The 20267-nt window shown below is 65.5% G+C and carries 15 protein-coding genes; 8 read left to right on the forward strand and 7 right to left on the reverse strand.

Going from position 1 to position 20267, the window contains the following annotated elements; genetic code table 11:
• Nucleotides 1-71 precede the first annotated feature (71 nt).
• Nucleotides 72-3392, reverse strand: coding sequence for an arabinosyltransferase domain-containing protein (locus WIMU1_RS00885; RefSeq protein ID WP_245969183.1), 3321 nt, complete (start codon nt 3390-3392; stop codon nt 72-74).
• A 71-nt stretch (nt 3393-3463) separates the two neighbouring features.
• On the opposite strand from WIMU1_RS00885, the gene aroQ reads away from it, so the two are divergent.
• From aroQ to WIMU1_RS00900, 3 genes are all read left to right on the forward strand, one after another.
• Entirely contained in the window at nt 3464-3949 is a 486-nt protein-coding gene (gene aroQ / locus WIMU1_RS00890) for a type II 3-dehydroquinate dehydratase (RefSeq protein WP_062794753.1), read from the forward strand.
• 297 nt (nt 3950-4246) lie between these two features.
• Complete coding sequence (locus tag WIMU1_RS00895; RefSeq protein ID WP_062794754.1) at nt 4247-5125, forward strand: phosphatase PAP2 family protein; 879 nt, start codon at nt 4247-4249, stop codon at nt 5123-5125.
• Complete coding sequence (locus tag WIMU1_RS00900; protein ID WP_243404698.1) at nt 5068-6708, forward strand: hypothetical protein; 1641 nt, start codon at nt 5068-5070, stop codon at nt 6706-6708. The genes WIMU1_RS00895 and WIMU1_RS00900 overlap by 58 nt, the downstream gene beginning before the upstream one ends.
• Nucleotides 6709-6736: 28 nt before the next feature.
• Here the strand turns inward: WIMU1_RS00900 and WIMU1_RS00905 are convergent, their stop codons facing one another.
• The 3 genes from WIMU1_RS00905 to dprE1 are packed head-to-tail and all read right to left on the reverse strand — an operon-like array spanning nt 6737 to nt 10923.
• Nucleotides 6737-8680 (reverse strand): galactan 5-O-arabinofuranosyltransferase, encoded by a 1944-nt coding sequence (locus WIMU1_RS00905; RefSeq protein ID WP_084247927.1) that lies wholly within the window; start codon nt 8678-8680, stop codon nt 6737-6739.
• 3 nt (nt 8681-8683) lie between these two features.
• Nucleotides 8684-9445, reverse strand: coding sequence for a decaprenylphospho-beta-D-erythro-pentofuranosid-2-ulose 2-reductase (dprE2, locus tag WIMU1_RS00910; protein ID WP_023954826.1), 762 nt, complete (start codon nt 9443-9445; stop codon nt 8684-8686).
• A gap of 56 nt (nt 9446-9501) precedes the next feature.
• Nucleotides 9502-10923, reverse strand: a complete 1422-nt coding sequence (gene dprE1, locus WIMU1_RS00915) for a decaprenylphosphoryl-beta-D-ribose oxidase (RefSeq protein ID WP_062794755.1) — start codon at nt 10921-10923, stop codon at nt 9502-9504.
• Nucleotides 10924-10991: 68 nt separating this feature from the next.
• Here dprE1 and WIMU1_RS00920 point away from each other — a divergent pair, with 68 nt between their 5' ends.
• The gene (locus WIMU1_RS00920; protein WP_062794756.1) at nt 10992-11786 is read left to right on the forward strand and encodes an SDR family oxidoreductase; all 795 of its coding nucleotides are present in this window, start codon (nt 10992-10994) and stop codon (nt 11784-11786) included.
• An 11-nt stretch (nt 11787-11797) separates the two neighbouring features.
• Here the strand turns inward: WIMU1_RS00920 and WIMU1_RS00925 are convergent, their stop codons facing one another.
• Nucleotides 11798-13519, reverse strand: coding sequence for a cation:proton antiporter (locus WIMU1_RS00925; protein WP_062794757.1), 1722 nt, complete (start codon nt 13517-13519; stop codon nt 11798-11800).
• An 85-nt stretch (nt 13520-13604) separates the two neighbouring features.
• Nucleotides 13605-15149: a phytoene desaturase family protein gene (locus WIMU1_RS00930; protein WP_062794758.1), complete on the reverse strand. Its 1545-nt coding sequence runs from the start codon at nt 15147-15149 to the stop codon at nt 13605-13607.
• Between the two features lie 249 nt (nt 15150-15398).
• Here WIMU1_RS00930 and WIMU1_RS00935 point away from each other — a divergent pair, with 249 nt between their 5' ends.
• Complete coding sequence (locus tag WIMU1_RS00935) at nt 15399-15836, forward strand: DUF4259 domain-containing protein (RefSeq protein ID WP_084248033.1); 438 nt, start codon at nt 15399-15401, stop codon at nt 15834-15836.
• Here the strand turns inward: WIMU1_RS00935 and WIMU1_RS00940 are convergent.
• Nucleotides 15814-16755, reverse strand: coding sequence for a TIGR03557 family F420-dependent LLM class oxidoreductase (locus WIMU1_RS00940; RefSeq protein ID WP_245969181.1), 942 nt, complete (start codon nt 16753-16755; stop codon nt 15814-15816). The two genes, WIMU1_RS00935 and WIMU1_RS00940, sit on opposite strands and share 23 nt — an antisense overlap.
• Before the next feature lie 160 nt (nt 16756-16915).
• Between WIMU1_RS00940 and WIMU1_RS00945 the strand changes: the two genes are divergently transcribed.
• From WIMU1_RS00945 to WIMU1_RS00955, 3 genes are all read left to right on the forward strand, one after another.
• The gene (locus WIMU1_RS00945) at nt 16916-18313 is read left to right on the forward strand and encodes a WS/DGAT/MGAT family O-acyltransferase (protein WP_023954814.1); all 1398 of its coding nucleotides are present in this window, start codon (nt 16916-16918) and stop codon (nt 18311-18313) included.
• A gap of 72 nt (nt 18314-18385) precedes the next feature.
• A complete protein-coding gene (locus WIMU1_RS00950; RefSeq protein WP_062794761.1) occupies nt 18386-19474 on the forward strand; it encodes a methylenetetrahydrofolate reductase in 1089 nt (362 codons plus the stop codon).
• Complete coding sequence (locus WIMU1_RS00955; RefSeq protein WP_062794762.1) at nt 19468-20259, forward strand: class I SAM-dependent methyltransferase; 792 nt, start codon at nt 19468-19470, stop codon at nt 20257-20259. Before WIMU1_RS00950 ends, WIMU1_RS00955 begins: the two co-directional genes overlap by 7 nt.
• Nucleotides 20260-20267 lie beyond the last annotated feature (8 nt).

Consider the following 20267-nt stretch of genomic DNA (forward strand, 5'->3'; position numbering starts at 1 on the left):
TGACCTGAGAGCCCGAACCTCCCCCGAGCGGGGGATCGGTCCTGTGCCCGCTGCGGTGACCTACGGCACAGTCAGTACCGGATGGGCGCAGGACTCCACAGTCCGGACCGCGTGGTCTCGCCCAGCTTCAGTTCGGCAAGATCCGCCGGCTCACCGTAGGGCTCGTAGCGGACCAGCGAACCCCAGTCGCGACCGATGTCGCCCTCGAGATAGGAGGGCACCGTGGTCTTGTCCAGGGCCACCTCGATCCAGCCCAGTGGTCCACCACCGAAGGCGTCCTGCCAGGCGCCGACCGCGGCGGACAGATCGGCACCGGGCGCGATCCGCCACTGCGGGATCTCGGCGACCCCGTCGCGATGGTCGAACGGGCGCTGGCACGGGAACGCGAGTCCGCTGGTCCAGTCGAGCTGGACAGGATCGGTGCTGCCGACCATCGTCTGCAATGTCTGCAGACGCGGTGATCGGGGAGGCGTCAGGGCGATGAAGCTGTCCTGTGCGAGGTTCTCGTCCTTGGCGACGATGCGGATCGCCGTGGTGTCGTTGGGGAAAGAACTGCGATAGGTGCGCAGGTCCCGCCAGGAGGGTCGTGGACCCGGGTCGATCAGATCGACCTCGCCCGCCACCTGGAAGTCCTGGTTCGAGTCGCCGGACCCGGTCGAGTACTCCATCTTGATGTTCTCGATGTCGAACTGACCGGCGACCGCCATGGTGATCAGCGGGGTGTCGGCGTTCCGTGCGGGAAGCCGATACCAGGACGAGGTGAGGTACGAGGGGAACTGGTCGTTCTGCGAATAGCTGCCGAGCACGGGTGTGACGGCCGGATCCAGCCCGAACGGCAGCTTTGCCGTACTGCCGTTGACGCCTGCCTGATCGGTCTCGCCGCCGCCGGTCCCGCCCGCGTTCGAATTGAGCACATCTGGCGAGATGGCGACGTTGCCTCCGAGTACGCCGAGGCTGCCCGCGCTTGCGGTCGAGTCCAGTGTCAGCGGCAGACCGTTTGCGGTGAAACCCGCGTTGGCAGGCGCCCCTTCGACCGGTTCGGACGAGCCGTTCAGGCCGAGTGCGACGTTGCCGTCCACCGGCTCGAGGAGGTCGCCTGAGGGATCGGGTTCCACCAGGACCTTCTCGGCCATCGCGCAGATGTCCCCACGCAGGGCATCCACGTTCGACGACGGAATGGAGAACGATCCACTTTGCTTCACGCCCGAGGCGACACCGGTGCCGATCTGGAAGACCACGAGGAACGCACCCGCGACGGCCAGGGGTGCCGCGGCGAGTGTGCTGTACCACCGGCGAGGACGGGTGCCCGACACCCGTGAGCCGGCCGCGGCGGCGTCCTTGCGCCGATCGAACGGTTCGCGGAAGTGGAACCAGAACGCCACGAGCAAGGCGGCTGCACAGAGGTACAGCATCACGCTGCCCAGAGCGACCCCGAAACGAACGGGAAGTGCGCCCCACGGCATGCCCCAGTTCGAGTAATAGAAGAAGGCGTTCGGTGCGGTGAACGACAGGCCGGTGATGAACAGCACGAGTGCGATGAAGAGCATCCGGTTGCGCCGGGCATGCATCGCCTCGGCACTCACCGCGATGGCCGCGATGGCGGCCAGTGCCGCCGCCAGTCCGGCGAACACACCGAATTGGTGGGTCCATTTTGTCGGGGTGAACATCAGGAAGATGAGCGAGGCGAAGGTGATCCCGACGATGCGGCGGGACGGGCCGAGCGCCGTACCGGGTATGCGGCTCTTGCGGATGAGCATCGCGCCGGAGACCACCAGCCCGACGAGCATCGCCAGCACCGCGAACCGCCGGGACACCGAGCCGTTCGCCGAGAACTCGAACAACGCCGAGTACCGGTCGATCTCGTTGTACCAGTGCAGTGAGGGGCCCAGTGCTGTCTTCATGCTCGTCGACTGTGTGAATGCGGCGAGGGTCAGATCGGAGAAGACGACAAACATCACGAACACCCCGGCTGCGGCGACCGGAGCCACCATCGCCAGATAACTCTTGAGGTCTCCGCCGATGGCCTTGGCCCGTTTGATCAGGGCCATCACCATGGGACGGGCACCGGCGATCAACGCCGCGACCGCCATCAGACCTGTGGGTCCGGCCGCGAGGCTGAATGCTCCGATCGTGCAGGCCACTGCCGCAGGAAGGATCCTGCCGGTCGCGATCGCACGTTCCACCGAGCACCACGTGAGCAGCGCGCCCAGGCAGATGATCGGCTCGGGTCGGAGTCCGTTGTTGAACGGGAACCACGACGCGAGGAACACGAAGGCGGCGGTCCACGGCACGATCCGGTTGGTGGTCGCCGCGCGGCCGAGGCGAGGGAGCACCTCGTGGGACAGGATCAGCCACACCAGGATTCCGCAGACCAGCGCAGGCAGGCGCATCCACGGGCTGGCGGTGGTGACGTGCGCCAGCCATCCGAACACCTGGTAGTACCAGCCGAATGGGGCCTCCGGCGCGCCGTACCAGCGGTAGTAGTTGGCGGTGTAGCCGGCGTGCTCGGCAACCCGCGACATCGTCAGGATGTATCCGTCGTCCGATGTGTTCGCGCCGACGATGTGCCAGATGACCAGCGCGCCGATCACCACGCCGTCGCGGGCGTTGAACGTCCACCATCGCGCGGGCAGGAACCGGCGGTGCTTACGGCCATCGGTGGAGTCGAGCACGGCCAACGCACCGAGAGAGATCAACGTGCAGAGCACCCCGACCGCGATCGCGAGCCACTTGAGGACAGTGGGGGCGGTGCTGTACCGATCGTCGATGGTGGCGTGCGCCGTCAGGCCGGGCAGCGACGTCGCAGCGCCGGTCAGGTCTGTGTAGATGCCGGTCATCTGGGGGCGCTGGTCGCCGTCGGTCGTCTCGCCGACGAGGGGTTCACCTTCGGCGTCGGTCATCCCGACGAACTCGGCCTTCACCGATTCAGCGGTCGCGGTCACCTTGATGCTCTCGCAACCCTGCGACCGGATGTCCGCGAGCGTCGCGAAGGCCACGGGGGTGTTGCGGACCACCACCTCGACGGACTGCCGATCCAGTGCGTCCGTCGCCTGGCCGGACTTGCGAATGAAAAGACCTCGGGCAACTGCCTTTTCGGCTTGTTTCGGGGTGGTCGAGACGAGCACGGTCTGGCCGGGCCCGGTGAGCTGGTCGACGGCGCTGCACGGCACCGTGATGTCGAGGTCGATCGGTACATAGGAGACGAGTGGTGCCAGCACCGACTGCAATTTGTCCTGCTGCGGCCAGTTCACCTCGGCGGTGGTCTGATTGACGGGCAGCAGCGGCGTGGCCAGGGCAAGGAAGACGCCGAGCAGACCGGTGACGATCGCAGCGAGCTTGGCGATCCGCGCCCGGTCGTGGGTCGGTTTCACGGTCGGGGCGTCAGCAGGCACAAACGCAGATGGTAACCGCCTGGGCGTGTCGGATTCTCTTGCGGTGCCGCGCCGAGCCATACAGTTGCCCCATGATCGACAGCCGCGAATCCGGTGACCGTGCGCCCATCCTCTTGCTGAACGGGCCCAACCTGAACGCGCTCGGCACCCGGCAGCCTGATGTCTACGGCGCCGACACCCTCGAGGACGCGGTGGCGATTGCCACCTCGGCCGCGGCGGAATCCGGTTTCACCGTGCAAGCTCGCCAGACCAACCACGAGGGCGAGATGCTCGAGTGGATCCACGGGGCACGTGGTCATGCGTGCGGAATCGTCATCAATCCCGGCGGATGGACGCATACCTCGGTGGCGCTGCGGGACGCGCTGGTCATCCCCGAGGTGCCGATCTTCGAGGTGCATGTCAGCAACGTGCACGCCCGTGAAGAGTTCCGTCACCGTTCCTATGTGTCCGGCGTCGCGGAAGGTGTCATAGCGGGGTTCGGCATCCGCGGTTACGAGTTCGCGGTGCGCCGACTCGTCGAGCTGGTGATGGCGTCGACCGGTGTCGATCGGATGTGAGCTGTGACGAGCATCACATTCGAAGCACCGTAAATTGTTGAATAGAAGCCCAACGACGGGCAAATGACACTGACTTTCGCCAGCTCAGAGCGTTCACGGGCCGCGTGTGGGAAGGTTGGAAGCCCTTCCTCGGTTATGATCCTGCAGAACCATTGCGCCCTCTCCGGTCAGCCATCGTAACGAGATGTGTCGGACCTGTGACTTGTACGCGGTAGTTTCGCGTTCGATCCGCAAACTCGGGTCAGGCGGTACGAGCTCGAAGTAGGTAGTTGGAGGGTTATATGCGGGAGTTGATTTATGGCAACCCGTGATGCCCGATCGACCACCGCCCCGGAACTCGACTCGGCTGCGTTCGATGCCTACGAATCCGAACTGCGGGAGACCGGCTTCCGTGCCGCCGTCACCCGGGTCAATCGATACCTCGCCCGCCCTCGATGGTGGGTCGAGATCCTCATGCTCGGGGCGCTGTACGCCATCTACTCGGCCATCCGCAACAGCGTGGGCGACGTCGCCGCGGCGGCTTACCGCAACGCCGACGAGATCCTGAGGATCGAAGACAGCTGGAACTTCGCCCTCGAGCGGCCACTCAACGAACTGGTGCACACCACCACATGGCTCGCCAACCTGGTTGCCCTCCAGTACGCCACCCTGCACTTCATCGTCACCCCCGTGGTGCTGATCTGGCTGCTGTTCCGGCGCAAACAGTATTACCGCCAGGTCAGCGGCGTGCTGGTGCTGACGACAGGCTTGGCCCTGATCGGTTTCTACTGGCTGCCCACCGCGCCGCCGCGCCTGCTCAAAGGCGAGGGATTTGTCGACGTCATGGCGCAGACCGCCTCATGGGGCTGGTGGCCTGAGTCGGGTGCGCCCGGCAGCGACGCCATCTCCAACCAGTTCGCCGCCATGCCTTCGCTGCACTGCGCATGGGCCACCTGGTGCGGTGTGACGCTGTTCTTCCTGGCCAAGTGGAAGTGGCTGCGCATCCTCGGCCTCATCTACCCGTTCACCACATATTTTGTGGTCATGGGTTCGGGAAACCACTACATTCTTGATGTCATCGCGGGCGTTTGGCTCCTGGCGGTGGCGGCGCTGATCATCTACGCGCCGACGTTGACCCGATGGTGGCGCAACCGAGCGGCCCGCAGGCCGGAGAGCGCAGGGGTGTCGATCGGATGAGCTTCCCGGTGGCCTTGCCGGCACTTGGCCGGCGGCCGCTCCTCCCACTCCTGGTGGCGCTGATCGCCATCGTGGGCCTGTGGGTGGCGCACCCGACGGTCGGGGATCTGCAAGCGGCCATCGCGCGTGAGGAAGCTGCTCGATCCGGCGTCGGCCTCGGTTACTGGTTCGGCTGGTACGGCGGGGTCTCGCCCGGCAGCTACTCGCTGATCGTCCCGGCCCTGTCGACACTCACCGGTTCCCTGCTCCTGCTGTGCCTTGCCACCGCAGCCATCGCGCTGCTGGCCGTCCCGCTGGCCAAAGGTGCCACGCACCAGACCGTGCTGGTCTGGGCCATCACCATCGCCGCCGTACTGAACATGCTCTCGGGCCGGGTGGCGTTCGCCGTGGGAGCGGCCATCGCCCTCGGGGCCATCGTCGTCGTGCGCCGCGGGTATCTGGCGCTGGGGGTCATCGGCCTGCTGGTCGCCGGGCTAGCGAGTCCGCTGGCCCCGGCGTTTGTCGGCCTGGCTGCGGTGCCATTTGCGTTCGGTCGTGACGAGCAGGCCCGGACCACCTGGTGGGTGCTGGGTGGGTCCGCACTCGGAGTGGGCGTCCCGTTCTTGATGTTCGGCAGCCCCGGCGCCCAGGGGTTCCCCGCCACCACTCTGTTCTGGGTCGCACTGATCGCCGCGGGCGGCGCCGCCGCGCTCACCATCCCACCGGCCCGGTGGATCGTGCCGCTGGCGAGCGCCGCGGCCATCGTCATGTTCCTCGTGCCGACGGGCGTGGGCTCCAACCTCAGCCGGTTCTTCTGTCTGGTGCTGCCGTGCCTGTGTCTCTTCTACTCGAAGCGGTCGCTCAAGTTCCTGGCGATTGCGCTGGCCCCGGCCCTCATCTACGCGACGTTCGTGGCAACCGCAGACCAGGTGGTCGGAGCCGACTCCGGTGACAGCAACCGCGACTACATCCCCCTGCGCTCACAGCTGGTCGACCGGCCGGAGATCAACAACCACCGCGTGGAGCTGGTGGATGCCCAAACCCATGCGGGCGCACACAAACTCGGGATGACCATCAAACTGGCGCGCGGCTGGGAGAACCAGTCGGACTCGCGGTTCAACCCGATCTTCTACGAAGAGAATGCGCTAACGCCGCAGTCGTACAGGCAGTGGCTGTCGGAGAACGCGGTCGCTTTTGTTGCGGTCTCCGCCGATCCGCTGCGTCAGATGAAAAACGAAGCCGCACTGGTGCAGTCGGGCCTGCCCTATCTCGAACGGGTCTGGGGCAACGACAAGTGGGACCTCTACAAGGTCGATGACCCCGCCCCGATCGTCCCGGCGCCGCTGGCAGTTGTCGAGTCGTCGCCGGCGAAGCTCGTCCTGGACGTACCCGACACGCAGGCGCACGCAATTCAGGTGCGCTACAACAAGTATCTTGTCGCGCGCAGCAGTGTGGACGAGAACCTCTACGCCTGCATCACCGAGACGCCGGACAGCTGGGTCACCTTGCAGGCCACCCTTCCGGGTCAGTACATCCTCGAGGGCCTGCTGTCGGTCCGGGGAGTCGTGGGCGCGCAGCCGCTCGACTGTGGCCCTGACCGATAGAGAACTAGGGGCCCTGACCTGTAGAGCGCTAGTTGCGGACCACCAGGACGAAGGGTCCGATGTTGGTCACCGTGAATCGGGGATCTTCGAACACCGACCGGTTGAAGGTGACCGTGTACCGACGGACGTTGGGGTCGTTGGGGTAGACGTCTTCGGCCAGGCGCAGATCGTAACCTTCTGCGCTGTAACGGAACAGGAACACCGTCGGTGGTCGCCACGGTGAGGCGTCGAGTTGCTCGACGAGGCTGTCCGCGGTTTCGGCCGTCGACCACTGTTCGATGGCAGCGGCGCGTTTGTCGAACTCCGCCAACGGGTTCGCGTAGTGCGACGTGAGTCCCTGGAATCCGTAGTACGGGTACACCGAGAGGAATCCGTAGTCGGCGGTGAGCACCACGGTGTCGTCGCGTGGCCGGCCCGTCTGGGTGGTGATGGCCGCGTCGATCTCGGGGAAGTAGGCCCCCGCTCCCGGCGGCCGCTGATCTGCGCGCACACCGTTGCCGTCCGTGTCGGTGTAGGCGACGGTGATCTCGGTGGCGAGGTGACCTGGGATGCTCTGTGCCACAGCGATGGCTGCACCGGTGGCGAGTACCGCCACCAAGGTGCGCACGTCACCGAATCGGCGGACCGCCACCGACGCCAACTCCGCGAAGCCGTACACGCCGGCAACACCGAGGACCACGATGAGCAACGGCTCCATGCGGAACGAGAGCAGGGTGGTCCCGGTGGCCGTGACCGCCATCGACAGCAGGCAGAACAGATAGATCGAGACGACCGTGACGCCGAAGGTCAAAGCTGCGGTCCTGGTGCGGAACCGGAGGATGATCCAGACCAGACCGACCATGGTCAGCGCGCCGATCAACGACCAGTGCAGCATCGGTGTCGGGAGCACGGCGCCCGATCCCGGCAGGTAGTGCTCGGCCGTACCGCCCGAGGCGGGCTCGTTGCGAAGCCTGTCGTAAAGGTATGGCGCCCAGACGATGAGCGCCACGAGGATGGCCACCGCGGCCATACCGGACAGTCGCAACGCCAGGTGCAACACGGCGCGTACCCGCTCGGTACGGATTCGAGACTTGTTGACCGCCTTGTTGTCCAAACCAAACCACGCGACTGCGGCGAGGTAGAGGGCCATCAGCACAGCCGTCATGGCGAACAGTCCGGTGTAGAGCGTGTAGAAGGTGGCGCTCAAACCGAGGAACAGTCCGCCGGCCACGATCGCGGGCACGCTGCCCGACCGCAAACCGTGCAGAATCGCCACGAGCATCGGAGCGCCGAGGAGAACCAGCACCGCCGCGTAGGGCTCGGGGCTCACGTACATCAGGGTGAGCACGGTGGAGGCCAGTGTTGCCGCGATCGCCAGATCGGTGCGGATCATCCGCTGCCACAAGGCCATCGCCAACGCGGCAGCGATGGATATCGAGATGATCGCCCACGGTTTGTACGCTTCCCAGCCGGGCTGACCGGTGAGGGAGGCGTAACGTCCGCCCAGCCAGAACCACCCGGCCGGGTAGTACGGCGGCAGATCGGCGTAGGTCATGTCAGCAAGGGCGGGGCTGTTCGTCAGCCTGGTGAGGTACTCGGTGCGGAACTGCTGATCCACCGAGATGCCGAACAGATAGAGCTTGGTGGCTCCCAGTGGCATCGCCAGCGTGACCGCTGCCAGGGCCGAGATACCCAGCCACGACAGGGGTTTGATCGCCCACGTCGCCTTGCCGGTCCGCGACAGCATGACGGCGACGATCAGCAGGACGACCGCGAGGACCTGACCGGTGGTGGTGAGGGCGGTCTCGACGTTGGACGAGTTGAACGCCGGCCAGTCCACGCGACCGATCGCCGCCAGCGCAATGCTCGACACCACAAGGGCGACGACGGCCGCGCCGATCAGGTCTGCAACCGACAGCAGGTGTCTACTCGCGCTTGCACCGTCCGCGACGCGATGCCCATCGTCGGCCCTCGACCACAGGTGTCGGCGCATGGATCAGATGGGAAGTTTGCGGAAGATCGGACGGGGGATGTGGCGAAGCACCATCATCACGAAACGGAATGGCGGGGGCGCCCAGACGAGTTCCTTGCCCTTGTCCGCTGCCGACACCGCCAGCTTGGCGACGTCTTCCTTCTCGACCGTCAGCGGTGCTTCCTTCACGTGCGCCGACAAGCGGGTACGCACCATGCCCGGGCGGATGACGAGTACGCGGATGTTGTGTTCGCGCAACGCCTCACCGAGACCGAGGTAGAACCCGTCGAGGCCGGCCTTGGTGGATCCGTAGACGAAGTTGCTGCGCCGCACACGTTCTCCGGCGACGGAGCTCATCGCGATGATCTGGCCGTGGCCCTGTGCGCGCATCTTCTCGCCGAGGAGAACGCCCACCGATACCGCGGCGGTGTAGTTGATGTTGGCGGTGAAGACTGCTTTTCGCTGGTCCTGCCAGACCTCTTCGTCCACACCCTGGACACCGAACGCGACGATGGCCACGTCGATGTCGCCCCCGGCGAACGCCTGGTCGATCACCGCGGGATGGCTGTCGGGAGTGAGGGCGTCGAAGTCGATGCGCTCCACCGACGACGCGCCGGCGGCTTTCATCTTCTCGACTGCGGCCTCACCGGCTGGGTCGCCGGGCATGGTCGCCAGGACCACACGCATCGGCCCCTTCTTGAGGTATTCGGCGGTGATGGCCAGTCCGATCTCGGAGCTGCCACCGAGTACCAGGACGGACTGTGGGACGCCTACGGCGTTGATCATGAATGTTCCTGTCTAGTCGGCAGATCGGGGGAGTGCAGGCTCGAACGAGTTGTTGCTCAGGCGAGTTCGAGGCGGCGGGCCATGTCGGACATGAACACCCCGGTCGGGTCGATCTTTCGGCGGGTGGCGATCCACGAGTCGATCTCGGGGTACATGGCGTGGAAATTCTGCGCGGAGGTGCGCGAGTCCTTGGCCGTGTACAGGCGTCCGCCCATGGCCATCACGCGACGATCGAGTTCGTTGAGGTATTCGCCGAGTCCTCGTTTGATCGGGAAGTCGAGGCAAACGTTCCAGCCACGGAACGGAAAGCTCAGGGGCGCTTGGTTTCCGTCGCCGAAGAGCTTGATCACGTTGAGGAAGCTCACGTGTCCGGAGGACTGGATGTCGGCGATGATCCGCTTGAACTCGTCCTCGTTGCCGGTGGGCACGATGAACTGGTACTGGGTGAATCCGCCGGTACGTCCGTAGGCCCGATTCCACTCTCCGAAGATGTCGAGGATGTGGTAGAACTGCGCCAAATTCTTGACCTGGCCTTTTTTGTTCGACCCCATCCGGTAGTAGGCCTCGCCGACGATGGAGAAGTCGAACTTGTTGGCCAGCCCATTCGGGAAGATGTCGGGGAAGGTCACCAGCGGTTTGCCGTTGAACTTCAGCGGATCCTTCTGCAACTTGGGCGGCAGCTCGTCGAGTCTGGCGAGATTGCCGCGACTGAATGACCCGCGGCCGAGCTTCGGCGGCTTGCTGATCGAGTCGAACCAGCCCGACGCGTACTCGTAGCCGTCTTCGAATCCGTCTTCGAGATGGAGCGCGATGGTCTCGTCGAGACTGCTGGTGGTGGCGGTGTCTGCGATGAAGTACGCACTCTCGGTCCGCTTGAGCTGGACCTTGGCCCGCAGGATGATGCCGGTCAGGCCGATTCCCGCGATCGTCGCCCAGAACAGCTCGCCCTGGGGGTCGTCGGGGCTGCCGGCGGGGGTCAGGGTGAGGATGCGTCCATCGGCCACCAGCAGCGTGATCTCGACAACGTGCTGGCCGAAGGTTCCGGCGCTGTGATGGTTCTTGCCGTGGATGTCGTGCGCGATGGCTCCACCGATGGTGACCTGCCTGGTGCCCGGCAACACCGGGACCCACAGACCGAACGGGAGGGCCACGGTCATCAGCTCGTCGAGCGAGACGCCGGCATCGAGGTCGACGATCCCGGTGGAGTCATCGATCGAGTGGACGCGCTTGAGCTGCGTCATGTCGACGGTCAGGCCACCGACGTTCTGCGCGGATTCGTTGTAGGAACGTCCCAGTCCGCGGGCGATCACGCCGCGACGCAGGTAGGACGGCTTGTCGGCGTTTGCATCGGCAACCTGCGCGACAGCCTTGGCGATCACCTCGACATCGGGTGTCGCCAGCACGTGACCCTCGATCGGCGTCGTACGGCTCCAGCCGACGAGCTTGCGGGTTTCAATGGGCAATTCAGCGGTAGACATCGGAGCAGAGCCTACCGGGCGTGTCATCGGAACTAGCCATTCGACAATGCGCGGTGTAAGAATCCCGTATGCCTACACGATCGGTCTTCATCACCGGTGCTGCAGCCGGAATCGGACGTCACACTGCGCTCACGTTTGCACGCAAGGGATACCTCATCGGTGCGTACGACATCGACGAGGCGGGATTGGCCAGTCTGGTCGACGAGGTGAAGGCCGCGGGAAGTCGCGCGGTCACGGGCCACCTCGACGTCACCGACGCCGATGAGTTCGCCACCCGTCTCGACGAGTTCGCCGAGAGCAACGGTGGTCGGCTCGACGTGCTGATCAACAACGCGGGAATCTTGCTGGCGGGTCCGTTCGAGGAGATCCCGCTCGCCACCCAGCACAAGCAGATCGACATCAACGTCAAGGGCGTGACCAACGGGAGCCATGCCGGGTTCCGGCATCTGAAGGCCACTCCGGGGTCGGTGCTGGTCAACATCGCGTCGGCGTCGGCGATTTACGGCCAGGCCGAGCTGGCCAGCTACAGCGCCACCAAGATGTACGTCCGCGGTCTCACCGAGGCGCTGGACATCGAGTGGGGCAAGCACGGCATCCGCGCCATCGCCATGTGGCCGCTCTACGTCCAGACCGCGATGACCAAGGGCGTCCGTACGGGCACCACCGACTCGCTGGGGATCCGCCTCGGACCCCAGGACGTCGCCGATGCCATCCTCGCTGCCGTCGAGGAACCCAAGACCAGCAAGCTCATCCACCGGGTGCACTACGCCGTGGGGCTCCAGACCAAGGCGCTGTCGCTCGGTGCGCGCTTCTCGCCGGCATGGCTGACCCGGGTGGTGAACAAGAAGCTCGCCCACTCCTGAGCGGGCTCAGCTCACTCCGATTTGTTGTCGTCGTTTAGCTGTTCGAGGCGGGCTTCCTCGAGGTCGAGCAGCTCCTGCGCATGGGTCAGTGATTGTGAGCTGTAGAGACCCAGCTTCCTGGCGTGCAGCAGTGCCTGGCGTTCGGCTGCGAGGACGGCGAACCGCAGCCGGAAGTAGCGCCTGCGTCCCTCCGGGTTCTGGTTCGGGTCGCCGGTGGACTGCACGCGCCCGATGATGCTGTCGGACCGCACCATCTCGACCACGGCTGCGGTCACCTCGTCGTCGGGTACGTCCGCCGCGGCGGGGTCTGCGAGGGTGGCGGTCGCTGCTCGCTGCAGATCCTCGATGAGCTTCCCGTACTCCTCACGGAGCCTGTCGGGATCATCTGACGTCACCTTGGCGGTCCTGATGACGGCAGGCAGGGTGAGTCCCTGGAGCAGCAGGGTTGTCGCCGCGACCACAAACGCGATCAGGATGAGCTGCGGGCGATGCGGCGTGGTCTGCGGCAGGGTCTGAGCTGCGGCCACGGTGATCGCTCCACGCATCCCGGCCCAGCCGAGCACCACCCCACCGCGCCAGCCGAGGGTCTCGTTGAGGTGGAAGGCGAGGTCCGCCGACACCCGGGTGATCCGCGTCTGCGCGAATTGGAGACGTCGCTCGGTGAGGTGCCCTTGGGTTTGGTGGGCGTGCAACTGCGCCTGTATCTCGCCGATCTTCGAGACCGCCTCGTGGGCGCGCCGGGTGTCGCGGCGGAGCAAGGCCACGAGGGGGCCCACGAACGCGATGCGCAACACGATCACGATGGCTGAGGCCACCAATCCGATCGCGATGGCGGTGATGGTGCTGAACTGGCTCTCTTCCACCTGCTCGATCGACTTCTTGAGTTTCATCCCCATGAAGAGGAACACCGCGCCCTCGAGCAGGAAGGCCAGGGTCCGCCAGTTGATCGTCTCCGCGATCCGGTCTTGGGCGCGCAGATACCGCGATCCCTGATGCCCGGTGATCAAGCCCGCGACCACCACTGAGAGCACTCCCGAGGCGCCGATCTCCTCGGCTGGGAGATACGCGACAAACGGCACCACGAAGGAGATGGCCGTGGTCAGCACGGGGTCGTTCAGCCACCCACGGATGCGGATGTTGACGTACCCGACCACCGACCCGACAACCACCGCAGCGGCAACCGCGAAGGCGAAGTCGCCGAGGACGCCCCAGATCGACACGGTTCCGGCGAGAGCCGCCACCGCCGACCGCAGGAGGACCAGGGCCGAGGCGTCGTTGACCAGACCCTCACCCTCGAGCACTGCGACCACCCGTCCGGGCAATCCCAGTTTCTTGCCCACCGATGTCGCGGCAACTGCGTCAGTGGGGCTGATGACGGCGCCGAGGGCAAATGCCGCAGGCCAGCCGAGGTCCGGGATCAGGGCATGGAAGAACCATGCCGTTCCCACCGTGGTGACCACCACGAGAAGGACCGCCAGCGCGGTGATCGGTTTGAAGTTTCGCCGGAAGTCCTGCGCCGGCATGTTCACGGCGGCCGAATACAGAAGGGGCGGAAGCACTCCGGCGAGGATCAGCTCGGGGGCGAACTCGAGCCGGGGAAAGCTCGGGATGAAGCTCAAGCCGGTTCCGACGGCCACCAGCAACAGCGGTGCGGCCACCCCGAGGCGGGCGGAGAACAGCGACACCGCCACGATGGCGAGCACCGCCACCACACCCGCCAGTGTCAGGGTCACATCATCTCCTCATCCGGGTGACTGTTCAGCCGTTCATGGTGCTCCATCTGGTCGTTGACCGAACGGATGGCGCTGCCGAAAAGTGTCAGGAACGCAGAACAAGCGCCGCAGCGTTGTGGCCCGGGATGCCGCTGACACCGCCGCCGCGCCGAGCGCCGGCCCCGGCGAGCAGCACCCGCCGATGGCCGGTTTCCACACCCCATGTGCCGACTTCTGTAGGTGATTCCGCCCAAGGCCATTGCAGCGGCCGGTGGAAGATGTGGCCGCCGGGCAGTCCTACCGCCGCTTCGAGTTCCGGCGGGGTCTTTGCTTCGATGCAGGGCGCACCGGTGCTGTCGGTGGCGATGACGTCGGCGATGGGTTCGTCGAGCACCGAGTCCAGGGCGGCCAAGGTGGCGGCCACGGCTTCGTCTTTCGCCCCTGGCCGGGTGAACAACTCCGGCGTCATGTGCAGTCCGAACAGCGTCAGCGTGTGCATACCGGTGAGATCGGGGCCGAGGATGCTCGGGTCGGACAGGGTGTGGCAGTAGATCTCACTCGGCGGAGTCGTCGGGATCCGGCCGGCCGCGACCTCACGATGTGATCGCGCCAACGCGTCGAAGCCCTCGTGGATGTGGAAGGTGCCCGAAAACGCCGCGCCCACCGGGACATCGGTATCCCGCAGCTTCGGCAGCCGCCGCAGCAGCACGTTGATCTTGAATTGGGCGCCACGTGGCTTCGGTTGGAACGCACCATCATTCCCGACAAGTCGATCGAGAACAAAAGGGGCGCAGGCGGCGTGGATGAACTCGGCCCTGGCCGTGCCCTGGCCCCATTCCACGGTGCCGTCGCCCGAGTCGACAGCGGTCACCTCGGCCCCGGTGCGGATGTCGGCGCCGGCATCGACGGCTGCGGTGGCGAGGGCGCCGGAGACCGCGCCCATGCCACCCACCGGGACGTCCCAGTCGCCGGTGCCACCGCCGATGAGGTGGTAGAGCAGGCAGATGTTCTGGGCCAGTGAGGGATCGTCGAGATCGGCAAACGTGCCGATGAGCCCGTCGGTTGCGACGATGCCCCGGACCAGGTCGTCGCCGAACGTGTCGGTGATGATGGCGCCGGCCGGTTCGGTGGTGAGGCGTTCCCACATGTCCATGGCGGCGAGATCGCCCCCCGCGATCATCGCCATCTCATCGGCGCTGACGAGCGGTTGCAGCATGGTCGGGAAAACACCCTCGGCGATCGTCGACATCGCGGCATAGAACCGTTTCCACGCACGAAAGTCCGCGTCAGATCCCGTGACGGCTCGGAACGATGCCGCTGTCGCTGCTTCATCGGCTGTGTCCACGAGAATGCCCCTGGACGGGTCGGCGGGCAGCGGTGTGTACGAGGAATACCTGCGCCGGACGAGGGTGATGTCGAGTCCGAGATCGGCGATGATCCGCCGTGGCAGCAGCGACACCAGGTACGAGTAGCGGGACAATCGCGCATCTATGCCGGGGAACGGCCGGGCGGAGACGGTTGCGCCGCCGACGTGCGGGGCGCGTTCGAGCACGAGCACCTTGCGGCCCGCGCGGGCCAGGTAGGCGGCCGCGGTGAGGCCGTTGTGGCCGGCGCCGATGACGATGTCGTCGTAGATCTGCATGCCCGTCATGATGCTCCCGGCCCGCATCGCCGGCCACGCGAGCCACGACGGTCTCTCACACGAGTCGCCGATCGTCTAGGCGCCGATGATTTTTTGATTTGAACAAAACACCCGATGCGAAAAATTGAGTCGGTCAATTCACGTATTGTTCAGGACGAGACCTCGAACACGCGGGGGACAATGGGGTAACAACTCGCAGCACGTATGCGACAAATACTTGAGACCAAGCGTCCGAGTCGCGGTGGAGAGGTGTCGACGATGCACATTTGGGGAACCGGTGTTTTCGACAACGCGCCTGCGGTCGAATGGGCTGATCAATTCGACCGTACAGCGGCCGTCGGACGCCCTGCATTGGTCCGGTCGGCGCTGGCAACCGCAGTGCGTGCCGACGATCAGCGCGCGTGGTTGGTAGCTCTGGGAGCAGCGACCACAGTGGCGGCAGCATTGCCCGGCGGCCTGCTCCTCGCCGAGAAAACCGGCCCGAAGTCAGTGACCGACAACCAATTTCATCCCTCAGCCGAGTTGGCTGCGGCGGCAGTGGAAACGCTCGAGCAGTGCATGTCTGTGCACACCGAATGGACACGTCTGTGGACGCGTGCAGTGATGCTCGACGACGCAGTCGCAGTTGTCGAAGCGGTGATCGAGGAGTTGGAAGAGCGAACTGCGCAGACTGTCAGAGTGCGCGAAGCTTCGTGAGCAAAGGCTCCGCCGCCTCCGCCAAGAACTGGTCTTGACTGTCGCCGCCTATTTGAACAAGTGCCACGTCTGTATAACCGGCCTCGATGAACGGTTTCACACTCTCGGCCAATTCATCCAGGTCCGGACCGCAGGCAATTGATGACGCAACATCCTCTGGCCTCACGAATTGAGTGGCGCCGCTGAACGAGGCAGTTGTCGGCAAATCGGCATTCACCGACCAGCCGCCCGCGAACCAGCGGAATTGGTCGTGCGCGCGGGCGACAGCTGCGTCTTTGTCGGGATCCCAGCAGATCGGGATCTGCCCGATTTTCCGCGACTGCTCGGGGTGGTGCTGATCCCACGACTTCACCAGATCGCCGGACGGCTCGGTGGAGATCATGTGGTCACCGAGCGGCGCGAGATGCTCGATCGACCTGTCGCCGGAGACAGCGAGACCGATCGGGACACCGCCGTCGGGCAGGTCCCAGATGCGTGAGGAGTCGACGCGGAAGTACTTGCCGTCGTAGGTGACGAGTTCGCCCGCGTGGAGTTCGCGGATGATCTTCACGGCCTCGACCAGCATCTCTTGTCGCTGCTCGACGCCGGGCCAACCCTGACCGACCGTGTGCTCGTTGAGGCTCTCGCCTGATCCGAGGCCGAGGATGAATCGCCCGTCTGCCAGCAACTGCATGGTCGCGGCCTTTTGCGCCACCACGGCCGGGTGGTATCGCATGGTCGGCGCCGTGACGTAGGTCGCCAGTTCGACCCGCTCGGTGGCGTGGGCGACCGCGCCCAACACACTCCACGCATAAGGCGCATGTCCCTGGGATACGAGCCAGGGAGAGTAGTGATCGCTGGAGACCTCGAAGTCGAAGCCTGCGTTCTCGGCTGACACGGCGTAGCGCACCAGGTCCTTCGGTCCACTCTGTTCGGTCATCAACGTGTATCCAAAGCGCATGACGCTTGAGTTCCCTCAGAGTCGAGCGATAAACCCCCGAGTACGGCGGGTGCGCGACCGTGCGAGCTTGTAACCTGTTTCACATTGGTGGACTTCGAGTCTCTCGAACACACACGGAACCGACAGTCCAGGAGCACACATGCCGTACATGCCGATCACCGAATCGATGTTCCTGCTGGCCGAATCGCGCGAGCATCCGATGCACGTCGGTGGTCTTCAGCTCTTCGAGCCGGCCGAGGGCAGTTCAGCCGAAGAACTCGGTGAGCAGATGTTCGAGACGCTGCAGGCGCAGACCGACGTCTACCGGCTCTTCCGGAAACGGCCCGCATCACCCGTGGCGCTGATGGGTACGGTCCGGTGGACGTACGACAAAGAGATCGATCTCGAATACCACGTTCGCCGAACGGTTTTGCCGCGGCCGGGCCGAATCCGCGAACTCCTCAAGTACGTCTCGGCGAACCACGGCGCGCTCCTCGACCGTTACCGGCCGATGTGGGAGGTGCACCTGATCGAGGGACTGGCCGATGGCCGGGTCGCGATGTACACCAAGATCCACCATTCGCTGGTGGACGGAGTGAGCGCGCTCAAGTTGCTTGAGAAGACGCTCGACACGGACCCCGAGGCACGGAACGGGCGCGCCCCCTGGGACCCGGCACTGTTCGCGCGCAAACCCAAGGAGCCGGTGGAGGATTCGGGTTCACAGCACGTGGTCGGGCAAGTACTCAGCGGCGGGGCCAAGATCGCCGGTGAACTCGCCGGGCTGGCTCCCGCCGGTGCCCGTCTGGGGCTTCGGGCGGTTCGTGACCGCAACCTGATCCTGCCGATGCAGGCGCCCCGCACGATGTTCAACGTGCCGATCGGTGGCGCACGGCGATTCGCGGCCGATCAATGGTCGGCCACCCGGTTGCGCGAGGTGGCGGCGGGCCTCGACATCACGATCAACGACGTGGTCATGGCGATGTGCGCCGGAGCGCTCAGGTCGTACCTGATCGACCAGAACGAGCTGCCCGAACAGCCGCTGATCGCGATGATGCCGGTGTCGATGCACGCCGCAGGCAGCGACACCTCCGAGGGCAACGCGGTGACCGCCATCCTGGCGAATCTCGCCACCGATCAACCTGATCCGGAACGCCGGCTGGCCACCCTCGTGGAGTCGACTCGGTCGAGCAAGAACGTCATCCGCGACCTCAGCCCGCTGATGGCGCTGGGCTACGGAGCAGCGGTGATGGCGCCGTTGGCCTTTTCTACGGTGCCCGGGTTCGTGCGGTACACCCCGCCACCGTTCAACATCATCATCTCCAATGTGCCGGGCCCGAAACAGGATCTGTACTGGAACGGTGCGCGGCTCGACGGGGTCTACCCGGCGTCGATCGCCATGGATGGACAGGCATTGAACATCACCGTGGCGTCCAACGGCGACAACATCAATTTCGGTCTGACCGGTGCACGCGCGACGATCCCGAGCCTGCAGCGACTGTTGACCCATCTCGACACAGCACTCGAGGAGCTCGAAAAACTCTGTGACATAGCCCGATAATCGTCTGGCGGACCGTTCGCAGGTTCGCCTCACGATGATTGCCGCTTTAGTCAGCGGGGTAAGCGGTTCGTCATGGACACCACGACCGATGGGCCCGACGCCTTCACCGAGTATCGGGGAACGCGGTCGCGGGAATGCCCCAAGCGCATGGTGTTCGGACCATGCGGTGGTGTGCGCGACGACAGCACGTGTGAGATGGACGCCCACATCTGTCCGTTTGCCGTTCTCACCGAACCCATTCCGTGGCCACAGCCGTTGACCAGTCCGGCGTCGCCGAGTGAGTTGATCAACGCCTCTCGTACCCGCCCGGTGGTGCTGTCCGACTTGTCGGTGCCGGCCTTCGACCGGGGCGTCCTCGAACAGGTGGCATCCATTCTGGGTGAGAGCAGCGATGCCGTCCTCGTCGGAGAACACCAGAACCGGCCCGACTACCCGCCGACCGTGATGGCGCAGATCATCCGCGGTGTGGGTGGATGCCCGTGGGTGACGCTGACCTGTCGCGACCGCAACCGGGTGGTACTCGAGCAGGAACTGATGGGTCTGGGCCAGGCCGGGGCCGACGGCGTCTTCTGCGTCACCGGTGACGGCCGGGCACAGGGTGTTCGACAAGATGTGACACAGGTTTTCGATCTGGACGGAACCCGGCTCGCGGCGCTGGCGGCACAGGCTGACCTTGCCGTGGGTGTGCCGGAGGCTCCCGAAGCCGTGCCCACCGGCATCCGCCCGGCGCGTCTGCTCGAGAAGCAGAGGGCCGGCGCCCAGTTGGCGGTACTGAACCATGTCAGTACACCGGAATCGCTGAGGGCGTTCATGTCCGCAGCGCGGGAGCAGGGCGTCACGATGCCGGTCATCGCGGGCGTAGCCGTGTACACCGACGAGCGGTCCGCTCAAGTGCTGGCGGCTTTTCCCGGTCTCCACCTCGACCACTCGCAGATCACCAGGGTGCTGGCCGCTGACGACTCGGTCGAGGCGGGCATCGAGACCGCGGTAGACGAAGCAGTTGCGCTCCTCGACATCCCGGGTGTGGTGGGCGTCAACCTCTCGGGGTTGGCGTCGGCGGCCGGTGAGGTTCCGGCCGCGAAGGTCAAGGCAGAGATCGGACGGCGGCTACGTGAGCGCCTGGCCGATGGGGCACAGTCGGTGAAGGCGGCACAGTGGTAGTCGATGCAGAGGCGATGAAGGACGAGTTCGACACGGTTCCGTCGTGGACCGTCCGGGCCGTCGAGACGCTTGGTCGCGAGTACGCCATACCCGCCGCATGTCGCGGCAGCGGCAGCCCCGAAGCACTTCGCTGGCTGGCGGGCAAGCTCGCTCTCGACACTGAGACCAGACTCGTCGACGTCGGGGCGGGCATGGGTGGGGCAGCCGAGTTCGTCGCGCGGGAGTTCGGACCCGAAGTGGTGCTGGTCGAGCCGATGATGGGCGCGTGCCAGGCCGCGCAACGGTTGTTCGGCCGGGCCACCGTCGCGGCCGCCGGCGAGAATCTCCCGTTCCCGGCCGGGGCATTCGACAAGGCGTGGTCGCTCGGAGTCCTGTGCACGAGCAGCGATCAGCCCAAGATGCTGCGCGAACTCCGACGTGTCGTCCACGCCGATGGGAGAGTCGGTGTGCTCGTCTACATCAAGACGGTCGACGACCTGCCGAACCAGCCCGAGGGCAACAACTTTCCGACGCGCGCTGGTTTGGACCGGCTCGTGGAGGACGCCGGGATGCGCATCGTCGATCGCGCAGATCTGGCCGACTTCGCTTCAGCCCCCGACTGGTGGCAGCAGCGGGTCACCGAATGCGACGACCTCGTCGCCGAGCGCCACCGCCACGACAGTCGCTGGGACAGTGCATCGGAGCAGGAAGCGATCATCACCGGATTGATCCGGGACGAACTGGTGATCGGCACGATCCTGATCCTGGGACCGACCGAATCGGGGAAGTCGGCGGCTGCCGTTTAGTGTGTTGG

Source organism: Williamsia muralis NBRC 105860 (assembly GCF_001598915.1).
Lineage (GTDB): Bacteria > Actinomycetota > Actinomycetes > Mycobacteriales > Mycobacteriaceae > Williamsia > Williamsia muralis.

Excerpts from the sequence above, each read along its gene's own strand:
- WIMU1_RS00895 (WP_062794754.1), top strand. The coding sequence starts at position 4,247 with ATGGCAACCCGTGATGCCCGATCGACCACCGCCCCGGAACTCGACTCG.
- WIMU1_RS00950 (WP_062794761.1), top strand. The coding sequence starts at position 18,386 with ATGGACACCACGACCGATGGGCCCGACGCCTTCACCGAGTATCGGGGA.
- WIMU1_RS00940 (WP_245969181.1), bottom strand. The coding sequence starts at position 16,755 with ATGACCGAACAGAGTGGACCGAAGGACCTGGTGCGCTACGCCGTGTCA.
- WIMU1_RS00900 (WP_243404698.1), top strand. The coding sequence starts at position 5,068 with ATGGTGGCGCAACCGAGCGGCCCGCAGGCCGGAGAGCGCAGGGGTGTC.
- dprE2 (WP_023954826.1), bottom strand. The coding sequence starts at position 9,445 with ATGATCAACGCCGTAGGCGTCCCACAGTCCGTCCTGGTACTCGGTGGC.
- WIMU1_RS00920 (WP_062794756.1), top strand. The coding sequence starts at position 10,992 with ATGCCTACACGATCGGTCTTCATCACCGGTGCTGCAGCCGGAATCGGA.
- WIMU1_RS00905 (WP_084247927.1), bottom strand. The coding sequence starts at position 8,680 with ATGCGCCGACACCTGTGGTCGAGGGCCGACGATGGGCATCGCGTCGCG.
- aroQ (WP_062794753.1), top strand. The coding sequence starts at position 3,464 with ATGATCGACAGCCGCGAATCCGGTGACCGTGCGCCCATCCTCTTGCTG.
- WIMU1_RS00930 (WP_062794758.1), bottom strand. The coding sequence starts at position 15,149 with ATGACGGGCATGCAGATCTACGACGACATCGTCATCGGCGCCGGCCAC.
- WIMU1_RS00935 (WP_084248033.1), top strand. The coding sequence starts at position 15,399 with ATGCACATTTGGGGAACCGGTGTTTTCGACAACGCGCCTGCGGTCGAA.
- WIMU1_RS00945 (WP_023954814.1), top strand. The coding sequence starts at position 16,916 with ATGCCGTACATGCCGATCACCGAATCGATGTTCCTGCTGGCCGAATCG.
- dprE1 (WP_062794755.1), bottom strand. The coding sequence starts at position 10,923 with ATGTCTACCGCTGAATTGCCCATTGAAACCCGCAAGCTCGTCGGCTGG.